At 67.2% G+C, this 18003-nt stretch carries 12 protein-coding genes; 4 read left to right on the top strand and 8 right to left on the bottom strand.

Annotated features, from left to right (window positions below):
• Positions 1 to 922, bottom strand: a 922-nt coding sequence (locus BRAS3809_RS04525; RefSeq protein ID WP_035655250.1) for a trans-sulfuration enzyme family protein, incomplete at its 3' end; no start/stop codon positions are given.
• A 129-nt stretch (positions 923 to 1051) separates the two neighbouring features.
• Positions 1052 to 2200 (bottom strand): pyridoxal phosphate-dependent aminotransferase, encoded by a 1149-nt coding sequence (locus BRAS3809_RS04520; RefSeq protein ID WP_008960922.1) that lies wholly within the window; start codon positions 2198 to 2200, stop codon positions 1052 to 1054.
• Between the two features lie 107 nt (positions 2201 to 2307).
• Between BRAS3809_RS04520 and BRAS3809_RS04515 the strand changes: the two genes are divergently transcribed.
• Entirely contained in the window at positions 2308 to 3744 is a 1437-nt protein-coding gene (locus BRAS3809_RS04515) for an aminotransferase-like domain-containing protein (RefSeq protein WP_008960921.1), read from the top strand.
• A gap of 119 nt (positions 3745 to 3863) precedes the next feature.
• Here BRAS3809_RS04515 and BRAS3809_RS04510 read toward each other — a convergent pair whose 3' ends face one another.
• Positions 3864 to 5090 (bottom strand): LysM peptidoglycan-binding domain-containing protein, encoded by a 1227-nt coding sequence (locus BRAS3809_RS04510; RefSeq protein ID WP_008960920.1) that lies wholly within the window; start codon positions 5088 to 5090, stop codon positions 3864 to 3866.
• 503 nt (positions 5091 to 5593) lie between these two features.
• Entirely contained in the window at positions 5594 to 6112 is a 519-nt protein-coding gene (locus BRAS3809_RS04505; protein ID WP_008960919.1) for a DUF3124 domain-containing protein, read from the bottom strand.
• Positions 6113 to 6167: 55 nt separating this feature from the next.
• Between BRAS3809_RS04505 and BRAS3809_RS04500 the strand changes: the two genes are divergently transcribed.
• Together BRAS3809_RS04500 and upp are read left to right on the top strand one after the other, a co-directional pair.
• On the top strand, positions 6168 to 7898 hold the full coding sequence (locus BRAS3809_RS04500; RefSeq protein ID WP_008960918.1) for a cation:proton antiporter: 1731 nt from the start codon (positions 6168 to 6170) through the stop codon (positions 7896 to 7898).
• A 49-nt stretch (positions 7899 to 7947) separates the two neighbouring features.
• Positions 7948 to 8583: a uracil phosphoribosyltransferase gene (gene upp, locus BRAS3809_RS04495; RefSeq protein ID WP_008960917.1), complete on the top strand. Its 636-nt coding sequence runs from the start codon at positions 7948 to 7950 to the stop codon at positions 8581 to 8583.
• Between the two features lie 21 nt (positions 8584 to 8604).
• On the opposite strand, the gene BRAS3809_RS04490 is transcribed toward upp, so the two are convergent.
• From BRAS3809_RS04490 to BRAS3809_RS04475, 4 genes are all read right to left on the bottom strand, one after another.
• Positions 8605 to 9480 carry an NAD(P)-dependent oxidoreductase gene (locus tag BRAS3809_RS04490; protein WP_008960916.1) on the bottom strand — a complete coding sequence of 292 codons (876 nt, stop codon included), beginning with the start codon at positions 9478 to 9480 and terminating at the stop codon, positions 8605 to 8607.
• Between the two features lie 3 nt (positions 9481 to 9483).
• A protein-coding gene (gene prfB / locus BRAS3809_RS04485; protein WP_139017308.1) for a peptide chain release factor 2 occupies positions 9484 to 10618 on the bottom strand; the annotation gives its coding sequence in 2 pieces (ribosomal slippage) (positions 9484 to 10548 and positions 10550 to 10618; 1134 coding nt in all).
• A 119-nt stretch (positions 10619 to 10737) separates the two neighbouring features.
• Positions 10738 to 13245 carry a penicillin-binding protein 1A gene (locus BRAS3809_RS04480; protein WP_035655251.1) on the bottom strand — a complete coding sequence of 836 codons (2508 nt, stop codon included), beginning with the start codon at positions 13243 to 13245 and terminating at the stop codon, positions 10738 to 10740.
• 228 nt (positions 13246 to 13473) lie between these two features.
• Complete coding sequence (locus tag BRAS3809_RS04475) at positions 13474 to 14799, bottom strand: N-acetylmuramoyl-L-alanine amidase (RefSeq protein ID WP_052523348.1); 1326 nt, start codon at positions 14797 to 14799, stop codon at positions 13474 to 13476.
• An 839-nt stretch (positions 14800 to 15638) separates the two neighbouring features.
• Between BRAS3809_RS04475 and BRAS3809_RS04470 the strand changes: the two genes are divergently transcribed.
• The coding region (locus tag BRAS3809_RS04470; RefSeq protein ID WP_035655248.1) for an Rne/Rng family ribonuclease at positions 15639 to 18003 on the top strand (2365 nt) is incomplete at its 3' end.

The following is an 18003-nucleotide window of genomic DNA, read 5'->3' as shown; positions in this document are numbered from 1 at the left end:
GGCTGAATACGGTGCTCGCGGCGTTGAAGTCGCGCGTGAAGATCTCGTGGCCGGGACAGGACGGCAGCGCCGGATGCAGCACGCGCGCGACCGCCGGCGCGGCCTGCAGCCGCTCGGCAAATTCGCGCGCGACGCGGCCCGAATGCGCCATGCGCACGCCCATTGTCTCGATGCCGCGCAGCGCCAGCGCCGCCTCGTCCGGCGAGACGCCGATGCCGAGCACGCCCAGCACATCCTTGAGCGCCTGACGCAAGCTCAGCTCCTTGACCGTGATCGAGCCGAGCAGCAGGTCGGAATGGCCGCCGACATATTTGGTCAGCGCCTCCACCGCGAAGTCGACGCCATGCGACAGCGGCTTGAACAAAAGCGGGCTCGCCCAGGTGTTGTCGCAGCCGGTGAGCACACCCCTCGCCTTCGCGGCTCGCGCGATCGCCGGCACGTCCTGCACCTCCATCGTGCCCGAGCCCGGAGATTCCAGCCAGATCAGTTTCGTGCCGGCGTCGATCAGATCGGCGATCCCGGCGCCGATCAGCGGATCATAGACGCGATGGGCGATGCCGCGCGAGGCGAGATAGTTCGTGCAGAGATGCCGCACCGGCGGATAGACGTGATCGGGGATCAGCACCGTGTCGCCCGGCTTGAGCACGGCGAGCATCGTGATCGCGACCGCGGCCTGTCCGGACGGCACCAGCACGGTACGCTCGCCGCCATGCAGCGCCGTGATCTGCGCCTCCAGGGTGCGGGTCGTCGGCGTGCCGTGCAGACCGTAGGTGTAGCCGTCGAGGCCGCGCGCGGCGCGCCTGGCAAAATCCTGAGGATCGTCATAGACGATCGTCGAGGCGCGATAGGTGGGAACGGCGAGCGACTTGAAGCCGTCATGCGAAACGGCGGGATGCTGAACGCAGCGGGTGAGATCGTGCATGGACACCTCGTGAGACAATGCGTACCGCCATCGTACCCCAATCGCGCGAGATCAGGGGAGGCCCCGTCATTGCGAGGAGCGTGGCGAGGGAGAGATCCGGAGCCGCACTCGCAGCCCGGGATTGCTCCCCTACACCGCCATCATCGACGCCGACGTCAACGCCTGCGTCACACGGTGCAAGGCCTCGTCGAGATCGGACGATGCGAGCAGACCGAAGCCGAGCCGGAACACCCGCGCCTCGTCGCCGAACCACGATCCCGGGCCAACACGCGTCTCGCGCGCGGCGAGCTGGCGATGAAAGCGGGCGACCGCCGCGTCGTCGAACGGCTCGCGCCGCAGCCTGATGCAGCACAGCGCGCCGGCATCCGGCCTAATCCATTCGATCAGGCGGCCATGGGCGGCGACGAAATCGGCGGTGCGCGTCAGCGCCGCGCCGAGGTGACGGCGCCGCTCGTCCATGATCCTGTCGATATCTCGCAGGATCGATCGCGCGATCGCCTCGTCGACGACCGAGTTCGAGATCGTCGTGTTGAACTTGCCGAGCACGAGCTGCGCACGCAGCGCTGCGTCGCGCGTGATCACCCATCCGGTGCGGATGCCCGGCGCGCCTTGGCATTTCGAGAACGACGCGCAGCTGATGATGCGGCGATCCTGCGCAATCAGGCTCGGACGCGGCACCGCCCCGCCATGCACGGCCTCGCGATAGGTCTCGTCGACCAGCAGGAACGCCTCCGGACAGATCCCGTCCATCGCCGCGAGCACATCGCGCAGCTCGGATTCGGACAACGCCACGCCGGACGGATTCTGCGGCGAGGCGAGGCTGACCAATCGCGTCCGCGCCGAGAGCAGCGATCGCAGGCGGCCGGTATCGAGACGGTAGCCGTCATCGAAGCGCAGCGTCAGATCGATGACGCGCAGGCCCACCGACGCAAGGACGTTGCGCGCATTGGGAAAGACAGGACGTGCGACGACGACCTCCGCGCCCGGTTCGCCGAGAACAAAGGCGATCAGGAACAGCGCCTGCATGGCGCCGACGGTGGTGAGGACATCGTCAGCGCCGGCGCCGTGTCGCGCGGCGATCAGCGCGCGCAGCTCGGCGTCGCCTTCGGTCGGGCCATAGCTCAGCACGACATCTTTCAACGCGTCGCCGAGCCCGTTCGCGAGCAGCCCGCCAAGCCTGAGATCCGGACCGAGGCTCTCGGCGAGATCGTAGCGGACCGGCTGCGCGGTCAGGCTGATGATGTCGTTGTGCGGGAAGCGGCGAGGCACGTGCGGCATGGCTGAGCTCCGTGTGATGCGCTCAAGCTACCGCTCGAAGGGTCGGCGATGACAGATACAGAAATGCTCGATTGCTACCAGTACAGATTTGCGTTTGGATGATCTGCATGGATCAGCGCACCCCCTCTCCACCGCTCTACGAAGCGCTCGTCGCCCGGCTCACTGCGCTGGTCGACGACGATGTCCTGCGTCCGGGGATGCGCGCGCCCTCGGTGCGCGCCTTCGCGACCCAGCATCACGTCAGCCTGACGACGGCGCTGCAAGCCTATCGGCTGCTCGAGGATCGCGGCGTGCTGGAGGCCCGGCCGAAATCCGGCTTCTACGTCACGCAGCGGAGCCACCGCCAGCGCGCGCTGCCGGCTGCGTCGCAGCCGCCGCGGCGCGCCAACCCGGTGGCCGTCTCCAATCCGCTCTTCAGCGTGCTCTCCTATGCGGGAGATCCGTCCTATGCGCCGCTGGGCTGCGCCATCCCGAGCGCCGGCCTGCTCGCAGCGGAACGGCTGGACCGCCAGCTCGCCCGCTGCGCCCGCGTCCACGGCCGCCAATACAACATCTATGCCGATCCGCATGGCGATGCCGAGCTCCGCGCGCAGATCTCCGCGCGCGCTCTGCGCCTCGGGCACGCCGTGCCGCCCGACGGCGTTCTCATCACCAATGGCTGCACCGAGGCGCTCAACATCGCGCTGAGCGTCACGGCTAAGCCCGGCGACACCGTTGCGATCGAATCCCCGACCTATTTCGGCCTGCTGCAGGTGCTCGAAGCCCGCGGCCTGCGCGCGCTGGAGCTGCCGACCGACCCGGCCCGTGGCATCGACGTCGCGGCCCTCGACAAGGCGCTCGGCGCGCGCCGCGTCGCCGCCTGCCTGCTCGCCTCGAGCTTCAACAATCCGCTGGGCACCCGCACCGATGATGCCAGCAAGGCGGCGATCATCCGCGTGCTCGCGCGCCACGGCGTGCCGCTGATCGAGGACGACATCTACGGCGACATCAGCTCTGGCGACGAGCGGCCGCGCCCGTTCGCCGCGATCGCACCGAAGGCCGACATCATCCTGTGCAGCTCGTTCTCGAAGACGATTGCGCCCGGCTATCGCATCGGCTGGCTCGCCGCCAACCGCCGCCATGATGAGATCCTGGCATCGAAGTTCGCGCTGTCACTGAGCGGCGCCGCGCTGCCGCAGAAGGCGATGGCCGATTTCCTGAAATCCGGCGGCTACGACGCGCATCTGCGGCGCATCCGCAAAGCCTTCGCCGACAATATCGACCGCATGCGCCGCACCGTCGACCGCAGCTTCCCCCGGGAGACCCGGATGACCGATCCCAAGGGCGGCTTCGTGCTGTGGCTGGAGCTACCCGCGGGCTTCGACTCCGACGCGCTCTATCGACGCGCCATCCGCGAGCGCATCTGCTTCGTGCCGGGCGGACTGTTCACCGCGACATCGGGTTATCGCAACTGCCTGCGGCTGAGCTGCAGCCACGACTGGGACGCCCGGATCGAGCGCAGCGTCGAGCGGCTGGGGGAGTTGGCGCACGAGCTGCTCGCGTAATCCATGGCTGTCATGCTCCGCGAAAGCTCTTCACGGACGATGACAGTGTCCCCGGCAGATATGGCCGTGAGTTCGGATATGATCGCCCAGGTCCGCGCGACCGCGCTTGCGAGCCGCGGTTAGCGCTTCGCCGGCAGCACGAACACCTGGCCGGGATAGATCAGGTCCGGCCGGCGGATCTGCTCGCGGTTGGCGCGGTAGATGACGGCGTAGCGCGTGCCCTCGCCGAGCAGCCGGCGGCTGATGTGCCACAGGCTGTCGCCGCGCGACACGGTGATCGTCCTCGCGCCGCTGCGGGCGGGTGTCGCAGCCACGTCCTTGAGGTCGGCCGGCGAGGCGGACGCAAGCTGCGTGCGCGTGCCGGATGCACCGCCGCCCTGCCCCTGGCCCGCGGGTAGCGACGCCGTGGTGAGGGACTCCGGGACGTTCAACGGCACCTCGGCCCGCGCCTGAACCGCGCCCGTCCTGGCGTCCACCTCGTCGAGCCGCAGCCGGTCCTTGCCGGCCCAGGCGGCGTCCTTGATGGTCGCCCCGACCCGGCCGTCGGCCGCGGCGGTCGCCGTGCTGACGAGGCGGTCGTTCAGGTAGATCCGCACGGTCGCCCCGGGGCGGGCGCGGCCGCTGACGCGCAGGTTGCCATTGGGTTCGAAATCGACGGCGTCGACCGCAACGGCGAGCGGCGCAGCTGGTTTCGACAGCACGCGCGTCGCCTGGTCCGGCGCGATGACAGCAACGGTCGCCGGCCGCTTGCCGGCCTCGACCACCACGGCCACGCTCTGCTTGGAGGACAGCTCGCGGCCATCCGGCTGCCTGGCGCGCAAGGTCAGCTCGAAGGTGCCGGCGGGCAACGGCGGCGGCACCATGGAGAACTGCCCCGTGCGATCCGCCACGACGCGCGCATGCGGCTCGCCATTGCGCAACAGCTCGACGGTAGCCCCAGGCGCCGCGCGCCCGGCGACGACGGTGTCACCCGACGGCTCCACGCTGACCACGTCGAATGACGGCTCCTCGCTCTGCGCCTCCGGCGGCGCGACCGGCGCCAGCAACGCCGCCAGACCGCTGGCCTGCTGCTGCGCGGTGGCCAGCGCCGCGGCCGCCTGGTTGGGAGCGGTCTTGTCGGCCGCACCCGACTCGGCCGCAGCGACGCGCTGCGCCGCGGCAGGTGCACCAGCCGCAGGCGAACTCGTCGCGGCCGCGCCGTCCGGACTCGTCGACGTCCACCGGCCCTTGAAGATCGAGAGATCGAAACCGAGGCTGGGTGCAAGGACGATCGCGAGAGCGGCCACGGCAAGCGCCACGGCGGCGCCGCCGATCCAGATCCTTCGTCCGCCGTCTCCGGTGCTCATGCCAGTGGTCCGTCTCTGATCGAACGCGAACACGGAGACCATGGCTCCGCGAGCAGGAATCTCGCTGTGCTCATAGCATCTTGCTGGGCGGAAAGCCATTGTGGGGCCGGCGGACGACCGTGCGCCGACCGACCTGCCGAAGTGTGACGTCAGCGCACATGAGCAGGACCCAAGCCGGAGAGAACCTCGCTCGCGGGCCGGCAAGCTCCTCCCAGAATGCGACCGGCAACCATGCCAGGCCGGGCCATGACGCTGTGCCCCGGCACGCGTCCACGATTGCGCACAGGCTGACCGCCGCAAATGTTACATTTCTTTTTTTCAGAATCCATGTAGGGTCCCCTCATCCTGCCTCGGCTGGCGAGAGGGCGTACGCGTCGTCATCGAGGGCTCGAAACGTGCTGCAAAGTCCGGGCGCCCTCGGTGCCGCGGAGATGATGAGACGTGGCTTGAACGCGACCTCCGACACACGCGCATGGACACAATCGAGCAAGCGCAGCCGCTGCCTATCGCTGTCCGCCGCTTGGCCGGATCGGGCGGCCCTGGGAGATGAAGGCGTAGTGGCCGGCGCCGATGCCGCCGACCATCAGCGCCTCGACGACCGGCTCGGCGATCTCGCCGGTCGCCGCCCAGTCGATGACGAAATTGGCGCCGGTGCCGCCGCGGGTGTCCTTGGTCGGCACGAAGATCTCGATGGTCGCGAACGGCTTCAAGGCGACCGGCGCGGACAGATGCGCTTCGACCAGCGCGCCGGCCGTGTCGTAATAGTTGATGCGCCGGATGATCAGCGGCCGCTGCTCCGAGGCGTTGTGGATGCTCAAGGTGACCGAGAAGTCGGCCTGCACCCGTCCCGGCGCCATCGTGACGCTGGAATAGACCGGGACATAGACCGCGCCGGTGACGGTCGGCGCCTCTGCCGGAACCGCGGTCAGCGAACTCGCGAAGGTCTTGGTCAGGCTGTCGGCGGCCCGCGCCTCACCGACCGCGAGCGGCAGCGCGATGAGCACGGCCGCGATGTGACACATTGCGGGTTTCCATGTGCGGCGGCGCGACATAAGTTGCCGGCTCGGGGGTTGCTTCATGCATGAACTGATCGGCGACATCACGCTCTGCATCCTGTTTGCGTGGGTGCTTGGACTGGCGGCGCACAAATGGCGCCAGCCCTCGATTCTCGCATATCTGGTCGCGGGCTTCGCCATTGGCCCGTTCGGCACCGGCTGGGTCAAGTCCCAGGAATCGATTTCGGTGATCTCCGAGCTCGGCCTGATCTTCATGCTGTTCATGATCGGCCTGGAGATCGACCTCAAGAAGATCATCCGCGCCGGCCCGGTGATCCTCATCGCCGGGGGCGTCCAGCTGCTCGGCGGCGCGGCGCTCGGCATCCTGTTCTTCGTCGCCATCGGCATGCGGATGGGCGCGGAGAGCTACGACGCGCTTTATCTGTGCGTCGCCTGCGCGCTGTCCTCGACCGTCATCATCGTCAAGGTGCTGTACGAGAAGCGCGAACTCGACACCCTGCCCGGCCGCATCACGCTCGGCGTGCTGGTGCTGCAGGACGTGTTTGCGATCCTGTTCCTGGCGGTGCAGCCGAGCCTCGACGACCTGCATTTCGGGGTGATCCTGCTGTCGTTCGCCCGCGCCGGCGCGCTGGTCGCGATCGCGCTGCTGCTCAGCCGCTACGTGCTGCCGCCGGTGTTCCACCGCATCGCCCGCACGCCCGAGCTGATCCTGCTCGGCGCGCTGGCCTGGTGCTTCCTGATCGGCGAGATCGCGGAGCGGCTGCACCTGTCGCGCGAGATGGGCTCGCTGATCGCCGGGGTGTCGCTGTCGACCTTTCCTTATGCGCTCGACGTCACCGCCAAGGTCACGACGCTGCGCGACTTCTTCATCACGCTGTTCTTCGTCGCGCTCGGCATGACGATCCCGATCCCGACCATGTCGGTGGTCGGGATGGCGCTGGTGATCGCGCTGTTCACGGTGGCCAGTCGGCTGCTGACCACCTTCACGCCGCTCTACATGATGCGCCAGGGACTGCGCGCGAGCCTCCTGCCGGCGCTCAACCTCGCCCAGATCAGCGAGTTCTCGCTGGTCATCATCCAGACCGGTGCCGCCGCAGGACACCTGAAGCCGGGCACGTCGAGCGCCGCCTCCTTCGCCTTCGTGCTGCTCGCGGTGCTCTCGACCTTCGTCATCGTCCGCTCCGATCCGATCGTCCGGCGCACGATCCCGCTGCTGAAGCGGGTGGGCATCCACGACCTCGACGGTGTCAAGGATGGCGAAGCCGGCCACGAGAGCGGCGGTCACGCCGCGGGCCGTCCGATCGTACTGCTCGGATTCTTCCGCACGGCGAGCGCCCTGCTCAGCGAGATCGAGCGCAACCAGCCGGCGCTGCTTGAGCAGATCGGCGTCGTCGACTTCAATCCGCTGGTGTTCCGCACGCTGTCGGACCGCGGCATCCAGGTGACCTATGGCGACATCAGCAATGTCGATACGCTGGTGCATGCCGGGGTCGGCCAGGCCGAGCTGATCATCCTCAGCATCCCGGATTCGCTGCTCAAGGGCGCCAACAACGAGAAGCTGGTGCGGCACGTCCGCAGCATCAACGCGTCAGCCAAGATCGTCGCGACCGCAGACCTGCTCGCCGACGTCAACGACCTCTACGAAGCCGGCGCCGACTACGTGACGGTGCCCAGGCTCAGCGACGCCCAGGTGCTGCTCAATCTGATCCAGGACGCCAGCGCGGGCCTGTTGTCGGAGCGGCGCAGCCAGGCCGAGGCGATCCTCGCCGACCGCCGCGAGGTGCTGCCATGAGGTCCGTCATCTCCGATTTATCATCCAACACCCCTGCAGACGCAAAGCCATGACCAACAGCCCCGTCCATGTCGTCGATCACCCGCTCGTCCAGCACAAGCTCACGTTGATGCGCGAGCGCGACCGCTCCACCAAGGGATTTCGCGAGCTGCTCAACGAGATCGGCATGCTGCTCGCCTACGAGGTCACGCGCGATCTGCCGATCGAGCTGGTCGACATCGAGACCCCGATCGCATCGATGAAGGCGCCGAAGATCGCAGGCAAGAAGCTGACCCTGGCGCCGATACTGCGCGCCGGCGTCGGCTTCCTCGACGGCATGCTGGCCTTGATGCCGTCGGCCCGCATCGCCCATATCGGCCTGTACCGCGACCCGAACACGCTGCAGGCAGTGGAGTACTACTTCAAGGCGCCGCAGGACCTGTCCGACCGCACCGTCATCCTGATGGACCCGATGCTGGCAACCGGCAATTCCGCCTGCGCCGCCGCCGAGCTGCTCAAGGCGCGGGGCGCTCGCGACATCCGTTTCGTCTGCCTGCTGGCGGCGCCCGAAGGCATCGCCAGGTTCAGCGCGGAGCATCCGGACATCCCGATCTGGACGGCAGCCATCGACGAGAGACTGAACGACCACGCCTACATCGTGCCGGGCCTGGGCGACGCAGGAGACAGGATGTTCGGAACGAAGTAGCTAAGGGCGGGCTGCGGGATGCTAGGCCTTCGGCCGCGAGACCAGCTCGATCATGCGGCCTTCGTCCTCGTCGGGCATCGCCGCCTTGGCCTGCGCATAGGCTTCCACCGCGGCCTCCGCCATCACCGGACGCGCGCCCAACAGCTCCTCTGCGAGCCGCAGCGCATAGGCCGCATCCTTGTGGCGCAGCGCCGCCGTGAAACTCGCATCAGCAAAGTTGCGGGCGATCATGCGCGGCGCATGCCGCAGCACCTGCGGGCTGGCCGCAACACCGCTTTGGATCGCCTCGAGCACGAGCGCCATGTCGAGCCCCGCCTGCTCGGCGATCGCGAGCCCTTCCGCCAGACCCGCGATCTGCATCGCGCCGAGCAGGTTGTTGATCAGCTTGTAGACCGTGCCGGCGCCGACCGGCCCGAAGTGCCGGATGGTCGCGCCGATCGGGGTCAGATACGGCCGCGCCCGTTCGAGATCGGCCGCGTCGGCGCCGACCAGCAGGGTCAGCTTGCCGCTGGCGGCCGCGTCGGGCAGGCCGGTCACCGGGCAGTCCAGATAGATCACACCGCGTGCATTCAGCTCGCGCGACAGCCGCAGCGCATGATCACGCGACACGGTGGAGCATTCGATGGCGATCGTGCCGACCCGCATCGTCGCTGCCGCGCCGTCCGGCCCCAACCACACCGCGCGCGAGGCGTCGTCATCGGCAACCATGGTGACGACCGCATCGGCGTCGATGGCCGCATCGGCCGGTGAGGTCGACCAGCGCGCGCCGCGGGCGATCAGATCGTCGGCCTTTGCCTTGCTGCGATTCCACACCGCGACCGAATGGCCGGCGTCGAGATAGCGACGGGCCATGCCATGGCCCATGCGGCCGAGACCGATGAAGGCGACGCGCGCCACCGCTTAGTCCACGTCGTCGATCACAGCCCCTGGCGAGGTGCCGAAGGCACGCTGCGCCAGAGTGGCGGCCATGAACTCGTCGAGATCGCCATTGAGCACGCCGGACGTGTCGGAGGTCTGAACGCCGGTGCGCAGGTCCTTCACCATCTGGTAGGGCTGCAGCACGTAGGAGCGGATCTGGTGGCCCCAGCCGATCTCGGTCTTGGCCGCCTGATCGGCTGCCGCCTTCTCCTCGCGCTTCTTCAGCTCGATCTCGTACAGCCGCGCGCGCAGCATGTCCCAGGCCTGGGCGCGGTTCTTGTGCTGCGAGCGGCCGGCCTGGCAGACCACCGCAACGCCGGTCGGAATATGCGTCAGACGCACCGCCGATTCGGTCTTGTTGACGTGCTGGCCACCGGCGCCGCCCGACCGCATGGTGTCGACGCGGACGTCGGATTCCTTGATGTCGATCTTGATCGAGTCGTCGATCACCGGGAATATCTGCACCGACGAGAACGAGGTGTGGCGGCGCGCATTCGAATCGAACGGCGAGATTCGCACCAGGCGATGCACGCCGGCTTCGGTCTTCAGCCAGCCATAGGCGTTGTGGCCGGAGATCTGAATGGTCGCCGACTTGATGCCGGCCTCTTCGCCGAGCGATTCTTCGAGATACTCGACCTTGAAGCCGTGGGTTTCTGCCCAGCGCGTGTACATGCGCAGCAGCATCGACGCCCAGTCCTGGCTCTCGGTGCCGCCGGCGCCGGCGTGAACCTCGAGATAGGTGTCGAACTTGTCGGCCTCGCCGGACAGCAGCGCTTCGAGCTCGCGGCGCGCGACTTCCTTCTTGAGATCCTTGAGCGCGTTCTCGGCCTCGGTGACCACGCCGGCATCGTTCTCGGCCTCGCCGAGCTCGATCATCTCGATGTTGTCGCTGAGCTCGCGCTCGACCTTGCCGATGCCGGTCAGCGAATCCTCCAGCGAGGTCCGCTCCTGCATCAGTCGTTGCGCTTTCTGGGGGTCGTTCCAGAGATTGGGATCTTCGGCGAGCTTGTTCAGCTCGGCCAGCCTTGCCGTCGATGTCTCGACGTCAAAGATGCCTCCTCAGCAGCCCGACTGACTGCTTGATCTCTTCTACGATTTTTTCGATTTCGGCGCGCATGTCGCTCTCTTCAGGCCGCGGCAGCGAACGCTGCGGCAATCATCTCTGTCCCGGGATGTAGCGGCGCGCGGTGCAAAGCGCAATCGCCATGCACCGCGTCGACCGGAGTTTCACGGGGCCTAGTACAGGCTGCCCGTGCCCGGACGGATGATGAAGCTGCCGGCGTCAGGCTGGCCGCCGCTCTGCGAGGGATTCATGCGCCCGTCGGCATCGGCGACGCCGATGACCGAGTAGTTGTCCGGCGGCGCCGTGCCCGGCTTGAACGCCTCCATGATCGTCCGGCCGGTATCACCGGGGCCCGCGCGCATGCCGGTCTTGGCGTCGACGCGGACCAGCTTGATGCCGGCCGGGATCTTGAAGGGCGTGGCCGGCTTGTCGGCCAGAGCGAGCTTCATGAAATCCTTGGCAATCGGCGCAGCCAGATGACCACCGGTCGCGGCGTTGCCCTTGCCGAGCGGCCGCGGCTTGTCGTAGCCCATGTAGATCGCGACCGCGAGGTCCGGCGAGAAGCCGACGAACCAGGCGTCCTTGGCCTCGTTGGTGGTTCCGGTCTTGCCGGCGATCGGCTTGCCGACCTCCTTCAGCACGGTTGCCGTGCCGGCCTGCACCACGCCCTCGAGCATCGAGGTGATCTGGTAGGCGGTCATCGTGTCCAGCACCTGCTCGCGGCGGTCGACGAGCTGCGGCTCGCTCTGGTTCTTCCAGCCGTCCGGCGCGTCGCAGCCGCGGCACTCGCGGGCGTCGTGCTTGAAGATGGTGTGTCCGTAGCGGTCCTGGATGCGGTCGATCAGGGTCGGCTTCACCCGGCGGCCGCCATTGGCGATCATCGAATAGGCCGTGACCATGCGCATCGCCGTGGTCTCGCCGGCGCCGAGCGCGTAGGAGAGATAGTTCGGCAGCTCGTCATAGACGCCGAAGCGGCGGGCATATTCCGAGATCAGGGGCATGCCGACGTCCTGCGCGAGCCGCACCGTCACCGTGTTCAGCGACAGCCGCAGCGCGTTGCGCAGGGTCGTGGGGCCGAGATACTTGCCGTTGGAGAAGTTGTCGGGACGCCAGACCTGGCCGCCCTGCCCCTGGTCGATCTCGATCGGCGCGTCGACCACCTGGGTCGAGGGCGTATAGCCGTTGTCGAGCGCCGACGAATAGACGATCGGCTTGAACGACGAACCCGGCTGCCGATAGGCCTGCGTCGCGCGATTGAACTGGCTCTGGTCGAACGAGAAGCCGCCGACCATCGCCAACACCCGGCCGGTGTTCGGATCCATCGCGACCATCGCGCCGGAGACTTCGGGCAGCTGCTCGAGGCGATACTGGCCCTCGACCGGATTGCCTTCCTTGAACAGCGGGTCGGCATAGATCACGTCGCCCGGCTGCAGCACCTGGGCCACCGACGTCGGCACCTTGCCGCGACCATTGCCGGTCGCGGCGCGGGCCCACTTCACGCCGTCGAGCGTGATCAGGCCGGTCTGGCGCTCCTTGCTGACGGCGCCGCCGAGCTCGCGCGGCGGCTGGAAGCCGATGCGGGCGGACTGGTCGCTGGTCTCCAGCACCACCGCCATCCGCCATGGCGAGATGTCGGACAGCGACTTGATCTCGGCGAGCTTCACGCCCCAGTCGCCCGAAATGTCGAGCTTGGAGACGGCTCCGCGATAGCCCTGCTCCTGGTCATAGCGGACGAGACCTGCGACCATCGCCTTGCGCGCCATGACCTGGATCTTCGGGTCGAGCGTGGTGCGGACCGACAGGCCGCCCTCATAGAGCTTCTTCTCGCCGTAACGTTCGAAGATGTCGCGGCGCACCTCCTCGGCGAAATATTCGCCGGCGAAGATATGCGCGCCGGTATTGCGGCTCGCGATCGTCAACGGATCCTTGCGCGCCTTCTCGGCGTCGGCCTGCTTGATCCAGCCATTCTCCAGCAGACGGTCGACGACGTAGTTGCGGCGCTCGATGGCGCGGTCGCGGTTGCGGATCGGATGCAGGCTGCCCGGCATCTTCGGCAGCGCTGCGAGATAGGACGCCTCGGCCACCGTCAGCTCGTTCACCGACTTGTCGAAATACACCAGCGAGGCGGCGGCGATGCCATAGGCGCCGGAGCCGAGATAGATCTCGTTCAGGTACAGCTCGAGGATCTTGTCCTTGGAATAGGTGCGCTCGATGCGCATCGCCAGCAGCGCTTCCTTGATCTTGCGCGCGAACGAGACCTCGTTGGTCAGCAGGAAGTTCTTGGCGACCTGCTGCGTGATCGTGGACGCGCCCTGCGGGCGGCGATTCGAACCGAAGTTCTGGGCGTAGACGACCGCGGCACGCGCCATGCCGGTGAAATCGATGCCGCCATGCTCATAGAAGTTCTTGTCCTCCGCGGCGAGGAAGGCGTTGATGACGAGCTTGGGAACCGCCTGGATCGGCAGATAGAGCCGGCGCTCCCTGGCGTATTCGCCGACCAGCGAGCCGTCGGCGGCGTGAACGCGCGTCATCACCGGCGGCTCGTAGTCCTGCAGCTGGGAGTAGTCGGGAAGATCCTTGGAGAAGTGCCAGATCAGGCCGGCTGCCGCCGCCACGCCGACGAGGAAGACAACGGTACCGGCCGCGAACAGGAATCCCAGAAACCGCACCAGAAAGCGCATCGGCAAATATCCGTTCCAACTCTCGTTCATCTCTCGGCTTGGATGCCGCGCCCGTCGAAGGGGCTGCCGCCAAATCACGCGGTTGGCGTCAATGCCACGCAATCCATGCAGAAGACCGCATGGTCAAGCCTCACAGCGGTCAAGCCTATCACAAGTCTGCAGATAAGGAATCATCAGTTGATTCCGGATGCCTCGCGGCCTGTTTATACGGCGGTTGCTGTGGCCAAACTAGGGCTTTGCGCGCGGCGCAGCAGGCTTCTCCGGCTTGTCGCCGCCGACCGTGGCGACGCGCTTGGCGAGAAAGGCGTCGATCGCCCGCGCCATCGCGTCGGCGGTCCGCGACCGCCATGTGTCGGACACCAGGTTCCCCATGTCGCCCTTGTTGGAGACATAGCCGAGTTCGACCAGCACCGACGGCACATCGGGCGCCTTCAGCACCCGGAACCCGGCCGATTTCAGCGGCCGCTTGTGCATATGCACGGCAGTCTTCATGTCGTTCATCAGCAGGCGGGCAAACCTGTTGGAAAAGGTGCGTGTTTCCCGCCGGGCCAGGTCGAACAGGATGTCGGCGACGTCGGCCGGCTCCTCGGTCAGGTTGACCCCGCCGATCTGGTCGGCGCGGTTCTCGGCCTCGGCCAGCTTCTCGGCCTCGACGTCGGAGGCCTTGTCGGAGAGCGTATAGATCGTTGCGCCCTGGGCATTGCCCTCGCCGCGCGGCAGCGCATCGGCATGGATCGAAACGAACAGCGCCGCGGACTGCTTCTGGGCGATTTTGACCCGGTCGCCGAGCGGAATGAAGGTGTCGTCGTCGCGGGTCATGACGACGCGGTATTTGCCGGACCGTTCGAGCCGGTCGCGCAGCGCCTGGCCGAAGGCCAGCACCAGGTTCTTCTCCGGAACCTCGCCGCCCTGGGTGCCATAGTCGATGCCGCCATGGCCTGGATCGATCACCACCACCGGCCGCGAATCCGCCGGACCACCGGCGGGCGGGGCCGCCACGGCGACCGTGGTCGATGGCGGCCGGAGGGCGGGCGGCAAGCCGCCTTGCGCCGCGATCGCAGGGACCCCCGCCGGACCCGAATCGGCCGGCTTGGCCTGCATCCGGCTGTCGGCGCCGACGGCGCGGGCGAAGGTGGCCTCGTCGGCCTCCTCGAGCTCGATCACCAGCCGTGGCGGCTGGCCGTTGGCGGCATCCAGCACGGTGGAATTGGCGATTCGGGCCGGACCGGTCAGATCGAACACGATTCGGGAGCCGCCGGGCATCACCAAACCGTAGCGGAAGGCCTTCACCAGACCGCGTCCCGCGGTTCCGGCCCCCGTCGGCAAATGGAAGCTGACCTGGGGCAGATCCACCACCACCCGGTAGGGGTCGCTGAGCAGGAACGCCCGGAACGGCACCGTCTTGTCCAGATCCAGCACAAAACGCGTCTGACGGTTGTCACCGGCCAGCCGGGCATCCGTCGCGATCGGGAAGCCGGGCCCGACCATTGCGGGCGGTCCCTGGCCCGCCGTGGCGCTCTGGGCCTGCACGGGGGTCACAGCCGCCCATAACATTTGCGTGACGCAGATCGCCACGCATCCCAGGAAAGAGAGGGTATCTGCCCGGCCAGTTGCCAATTCCGTGCCTCCGCGCGACGGTCTTACCGCAACCAATCCCAGGGGTTAACCGCCTAATTTTGTCATTTTCGTTAAAGGCCACCGATTGTTGCGGTTCCGCGACGCTTCCCTTGCACCGCCTGACCATTCCTCGTATGTACGAAGTGCTGAAGGCTATTCCTTACTGCCGGTTGTGTCGCGTTCAACCTCCCGGTGAAATGCCGGAAGTTCCGTGATGAGATCCCTTCCTTGGGGTGTCCTGTTGTTGCGGAGGTTCCAGCGCCTTTCCGACGCATACCAAGCCTGCGCGATCCCCGCGCGGCTGCGGAGGAAAGCTGGTCACGAGCCGAGGTGCGCCTAGCGCAGGTGCCATCTCGCAGAGACCTTCCCGGGCGATAAGTCAGATGGCCAAGGGTCAGATTTGGCCAAGGTCAGACACAGGCGTAGCCCGATACCACATTCCCAAGGGAATTGGTATTGATCCCAGGGCATGCGTCTCGGCGCGATCTGGCCTTCGGCAAGAGATAAGGCGGCACCCGCTGCCGCCCACATATTCCAGACGGGCCGACGCTTGATGCGCCAGACTGAGTTGCCAACCATGACCAGCGGACGATCCGCGCCGATGCGGGGCCTGACCCCCGCCCGGCTGATCGCCCCGCCGGCACCAGGGGCGGCACGGCGCGACCAGCTGCGTTTAGGCCTTCCCCTCACCCCCGAATCAGGTGGACCGTCGCGTCATCCGACAGCGCGCCACGCGCTCGCGGCCAGCCGCGTCCGTCGCCTCCAAGAGTTCCAATATGCCCAACAAGATGTTGATCGATGCTACCCACCCGGAAGAGACCCGGGTGGTCGTCGTCCGCGGCAACCGCGTCGAGGAATTTGATTTCGAAACTGCCCAGCGCAAGCAACTCCGGGGCAACATCTACCTGGCGAAGGTGACCCGCGTCGAACCTTCGCTGCAGGCCGCCTTCGTCGAGTACGGCGGCAACCGCCATGGCTTCCTGGCCTTCAGCGAAATCCATCCCGACTATTATCAGATCCCGGTCGCCGACCGGCAGGCGCTGATCGAGGCCGAGGAGCGTGCCCATCGCGAGGCCGAGGAGGAGAGCGAGAACCGCTCCAACCGCCGTCGCAACCGTCATCGCAGTTCGCGCCGCCGTGGCAGCGGCGAGCGCGTCCAGAGCGAGATCGTGGAGGCCGTCGACAACGGTCAGCCCGTTCACGTCGAAGGCCACGAGGCCGACCATGAGGCGCATGAGCCTCACGCCTACGACGATCATGCGGATCAGCCTCATGACGCTGCCGAGCACGGCGAGGTGCAGGGCTTCTCAGAGGCGCCTGTCGAGGCTCCTGAGCATGAGAGCTCGGCCGAGCCAGCAACCCACGACCCCGCCGATCATCATGACGTGATCGCCGCGGATGCGGCCGCCGAGCAGCAGCCCGCAACAGCAGCCGAGCAGCCGGCCGTCGAAGCCGCAGAGCCTGCGATCGTCGCCAGCGGCGCGCCCGTCGCGGCGCCGGCGGACGAGGCCGACGACGATCACGAGCCCCACGCTCATGACGAGCATGACCATCATGACCATGACCATCATGACCATGAGCACCATGACCATCATGATCATGATCATCACGACCATGACGACCATGAGCACGACGAGGACGTTGCCGACATCGCGCCCGTCGCCGGGCATGAGGGCGACAGCGTCACGATCGTGCCGGGCGACGAGAACGGCGCCGAGCCGGTCTCCGACGACCACGAGGACGACGACGAGGAGATCGAGGAAGAGGTCGTCGAATCCGTCGGCGGTGACGACGTGCTCGAGGAGGTGCCGGAGCGCACCTTCCGGCCGCGCCGCCAGTACAAGATCCAGGAGGTCATCAAGCGCCGCCAGGTGATGCTGGTGCAGGTCGTGAAGGAAGAGCGCGGCAACAAGGGCGCCGCGCTGACGACCTATCTGTCGCTCGCCGGCCGCTATGCCGTGCTGATGCCCAACACCGCGCGTGGCGGCGGCATCAGCCGCAAGATCACCTCGGCGCAGGACCGCTCGCGCCTGAAGGAAGTGGTGCAGGACCTCGACGTGCCCGAGGGCATGGGCGTGATCCTGCGCACCGCCGGCGCCAACCGCACCAAGCCCGAGATCAAGCGCGACTTCGAATATCTGCTGCGGCTGTGGGAAACGGTCCGCGACATGACCTTGAAGTCGCAAGCCCCGACCCTGGTCTATGAGGAAGGCTCGCTGATCAAGCGCTCGCTGCGCGACCTCTACAACAAGGAGATCGACGAGATCCTGGTCGCCGGCGAAGCCGGCTACCGCGAGGCGCACGACTTCATGAAGATGCTGATGCCGACCAATGTCCGGGCGGTGAAGCAGTATCGCGACGGCCAGCCGCTATTCTCGCGGATGGGCGTCGAAAGCCAGCTCGATGCGATGTTCACGCCGACCGTGCAACTGCGATCCGGCGGTTACATCGTCATCAACCAGACCGAGGCGCTGGTCTCGATCGACGTGAACTCAGGCCGCGCCACGCGCGAGCACCACATCGAGGACACCGCGCTCAAGACCAACATGGAAGCCGCCGAGGAAGTGGCGCGGCAGCTCCGTCTGCGCGACCTCGCCGGTCTGATCGTCATCGACTTCATCGACATGGACGAGAAGCGGAACAACCGCTCCGTCGAGCGCAAGCTGTCGGACTGCCTGCGGCAGGACCGTGCCCGCATCCAGGTCGGCCGCATCTCGCATTTCGGCCTCCTGGAGATGTCGCGCCAGCGCATCCGCGCCAGCGTGCTGGAGAGCTCGACCGAGCCGTGCGCGCATTGCGGCGGCACCGGCCACGTCCGCTCGGTATCCTCGGTGGCGCTGCAGCTGTTGCGCAGCCTCGAAGAGGCGCTGATGAAGGGCGCGACCCACAATCTGGTGGTCCGCACCCGCACCGAGGTGGCGCTCTACGTGCTCAACCACAAGCGCGGCCATCTCCGCGACCTCGAGAACAGCTTCAAGGTCTCGCTCGCCGTCATCGCCGATCCGAACGTGAGCGGTCAGCAATCCTTCATCATCGATCGCGGCGAGCAGGTGCACACGCTCGAGGCGGCCAAGGCGCTGCTCGCGGCGCAGGCTTCCGCGCCGCCGCTGGTGGCCGAGGAGATCTACGACGACGAGGAGG

The sequence above is a fragment of the Bradyrhizobium sp. STM 3809 genome, assembly GCF_000239795.1.
Taxonomy (GTDB): Bacteria; Pseudomonadota; Alphaproteobacteria; order Rhizobiales; family Xanthobacteraceae; genus Bradyrhizobium.
Note: the sequence above shows the minus strand (reverse complement) of the source record. Positions and strands in the feature narration are given on the sequence as shown.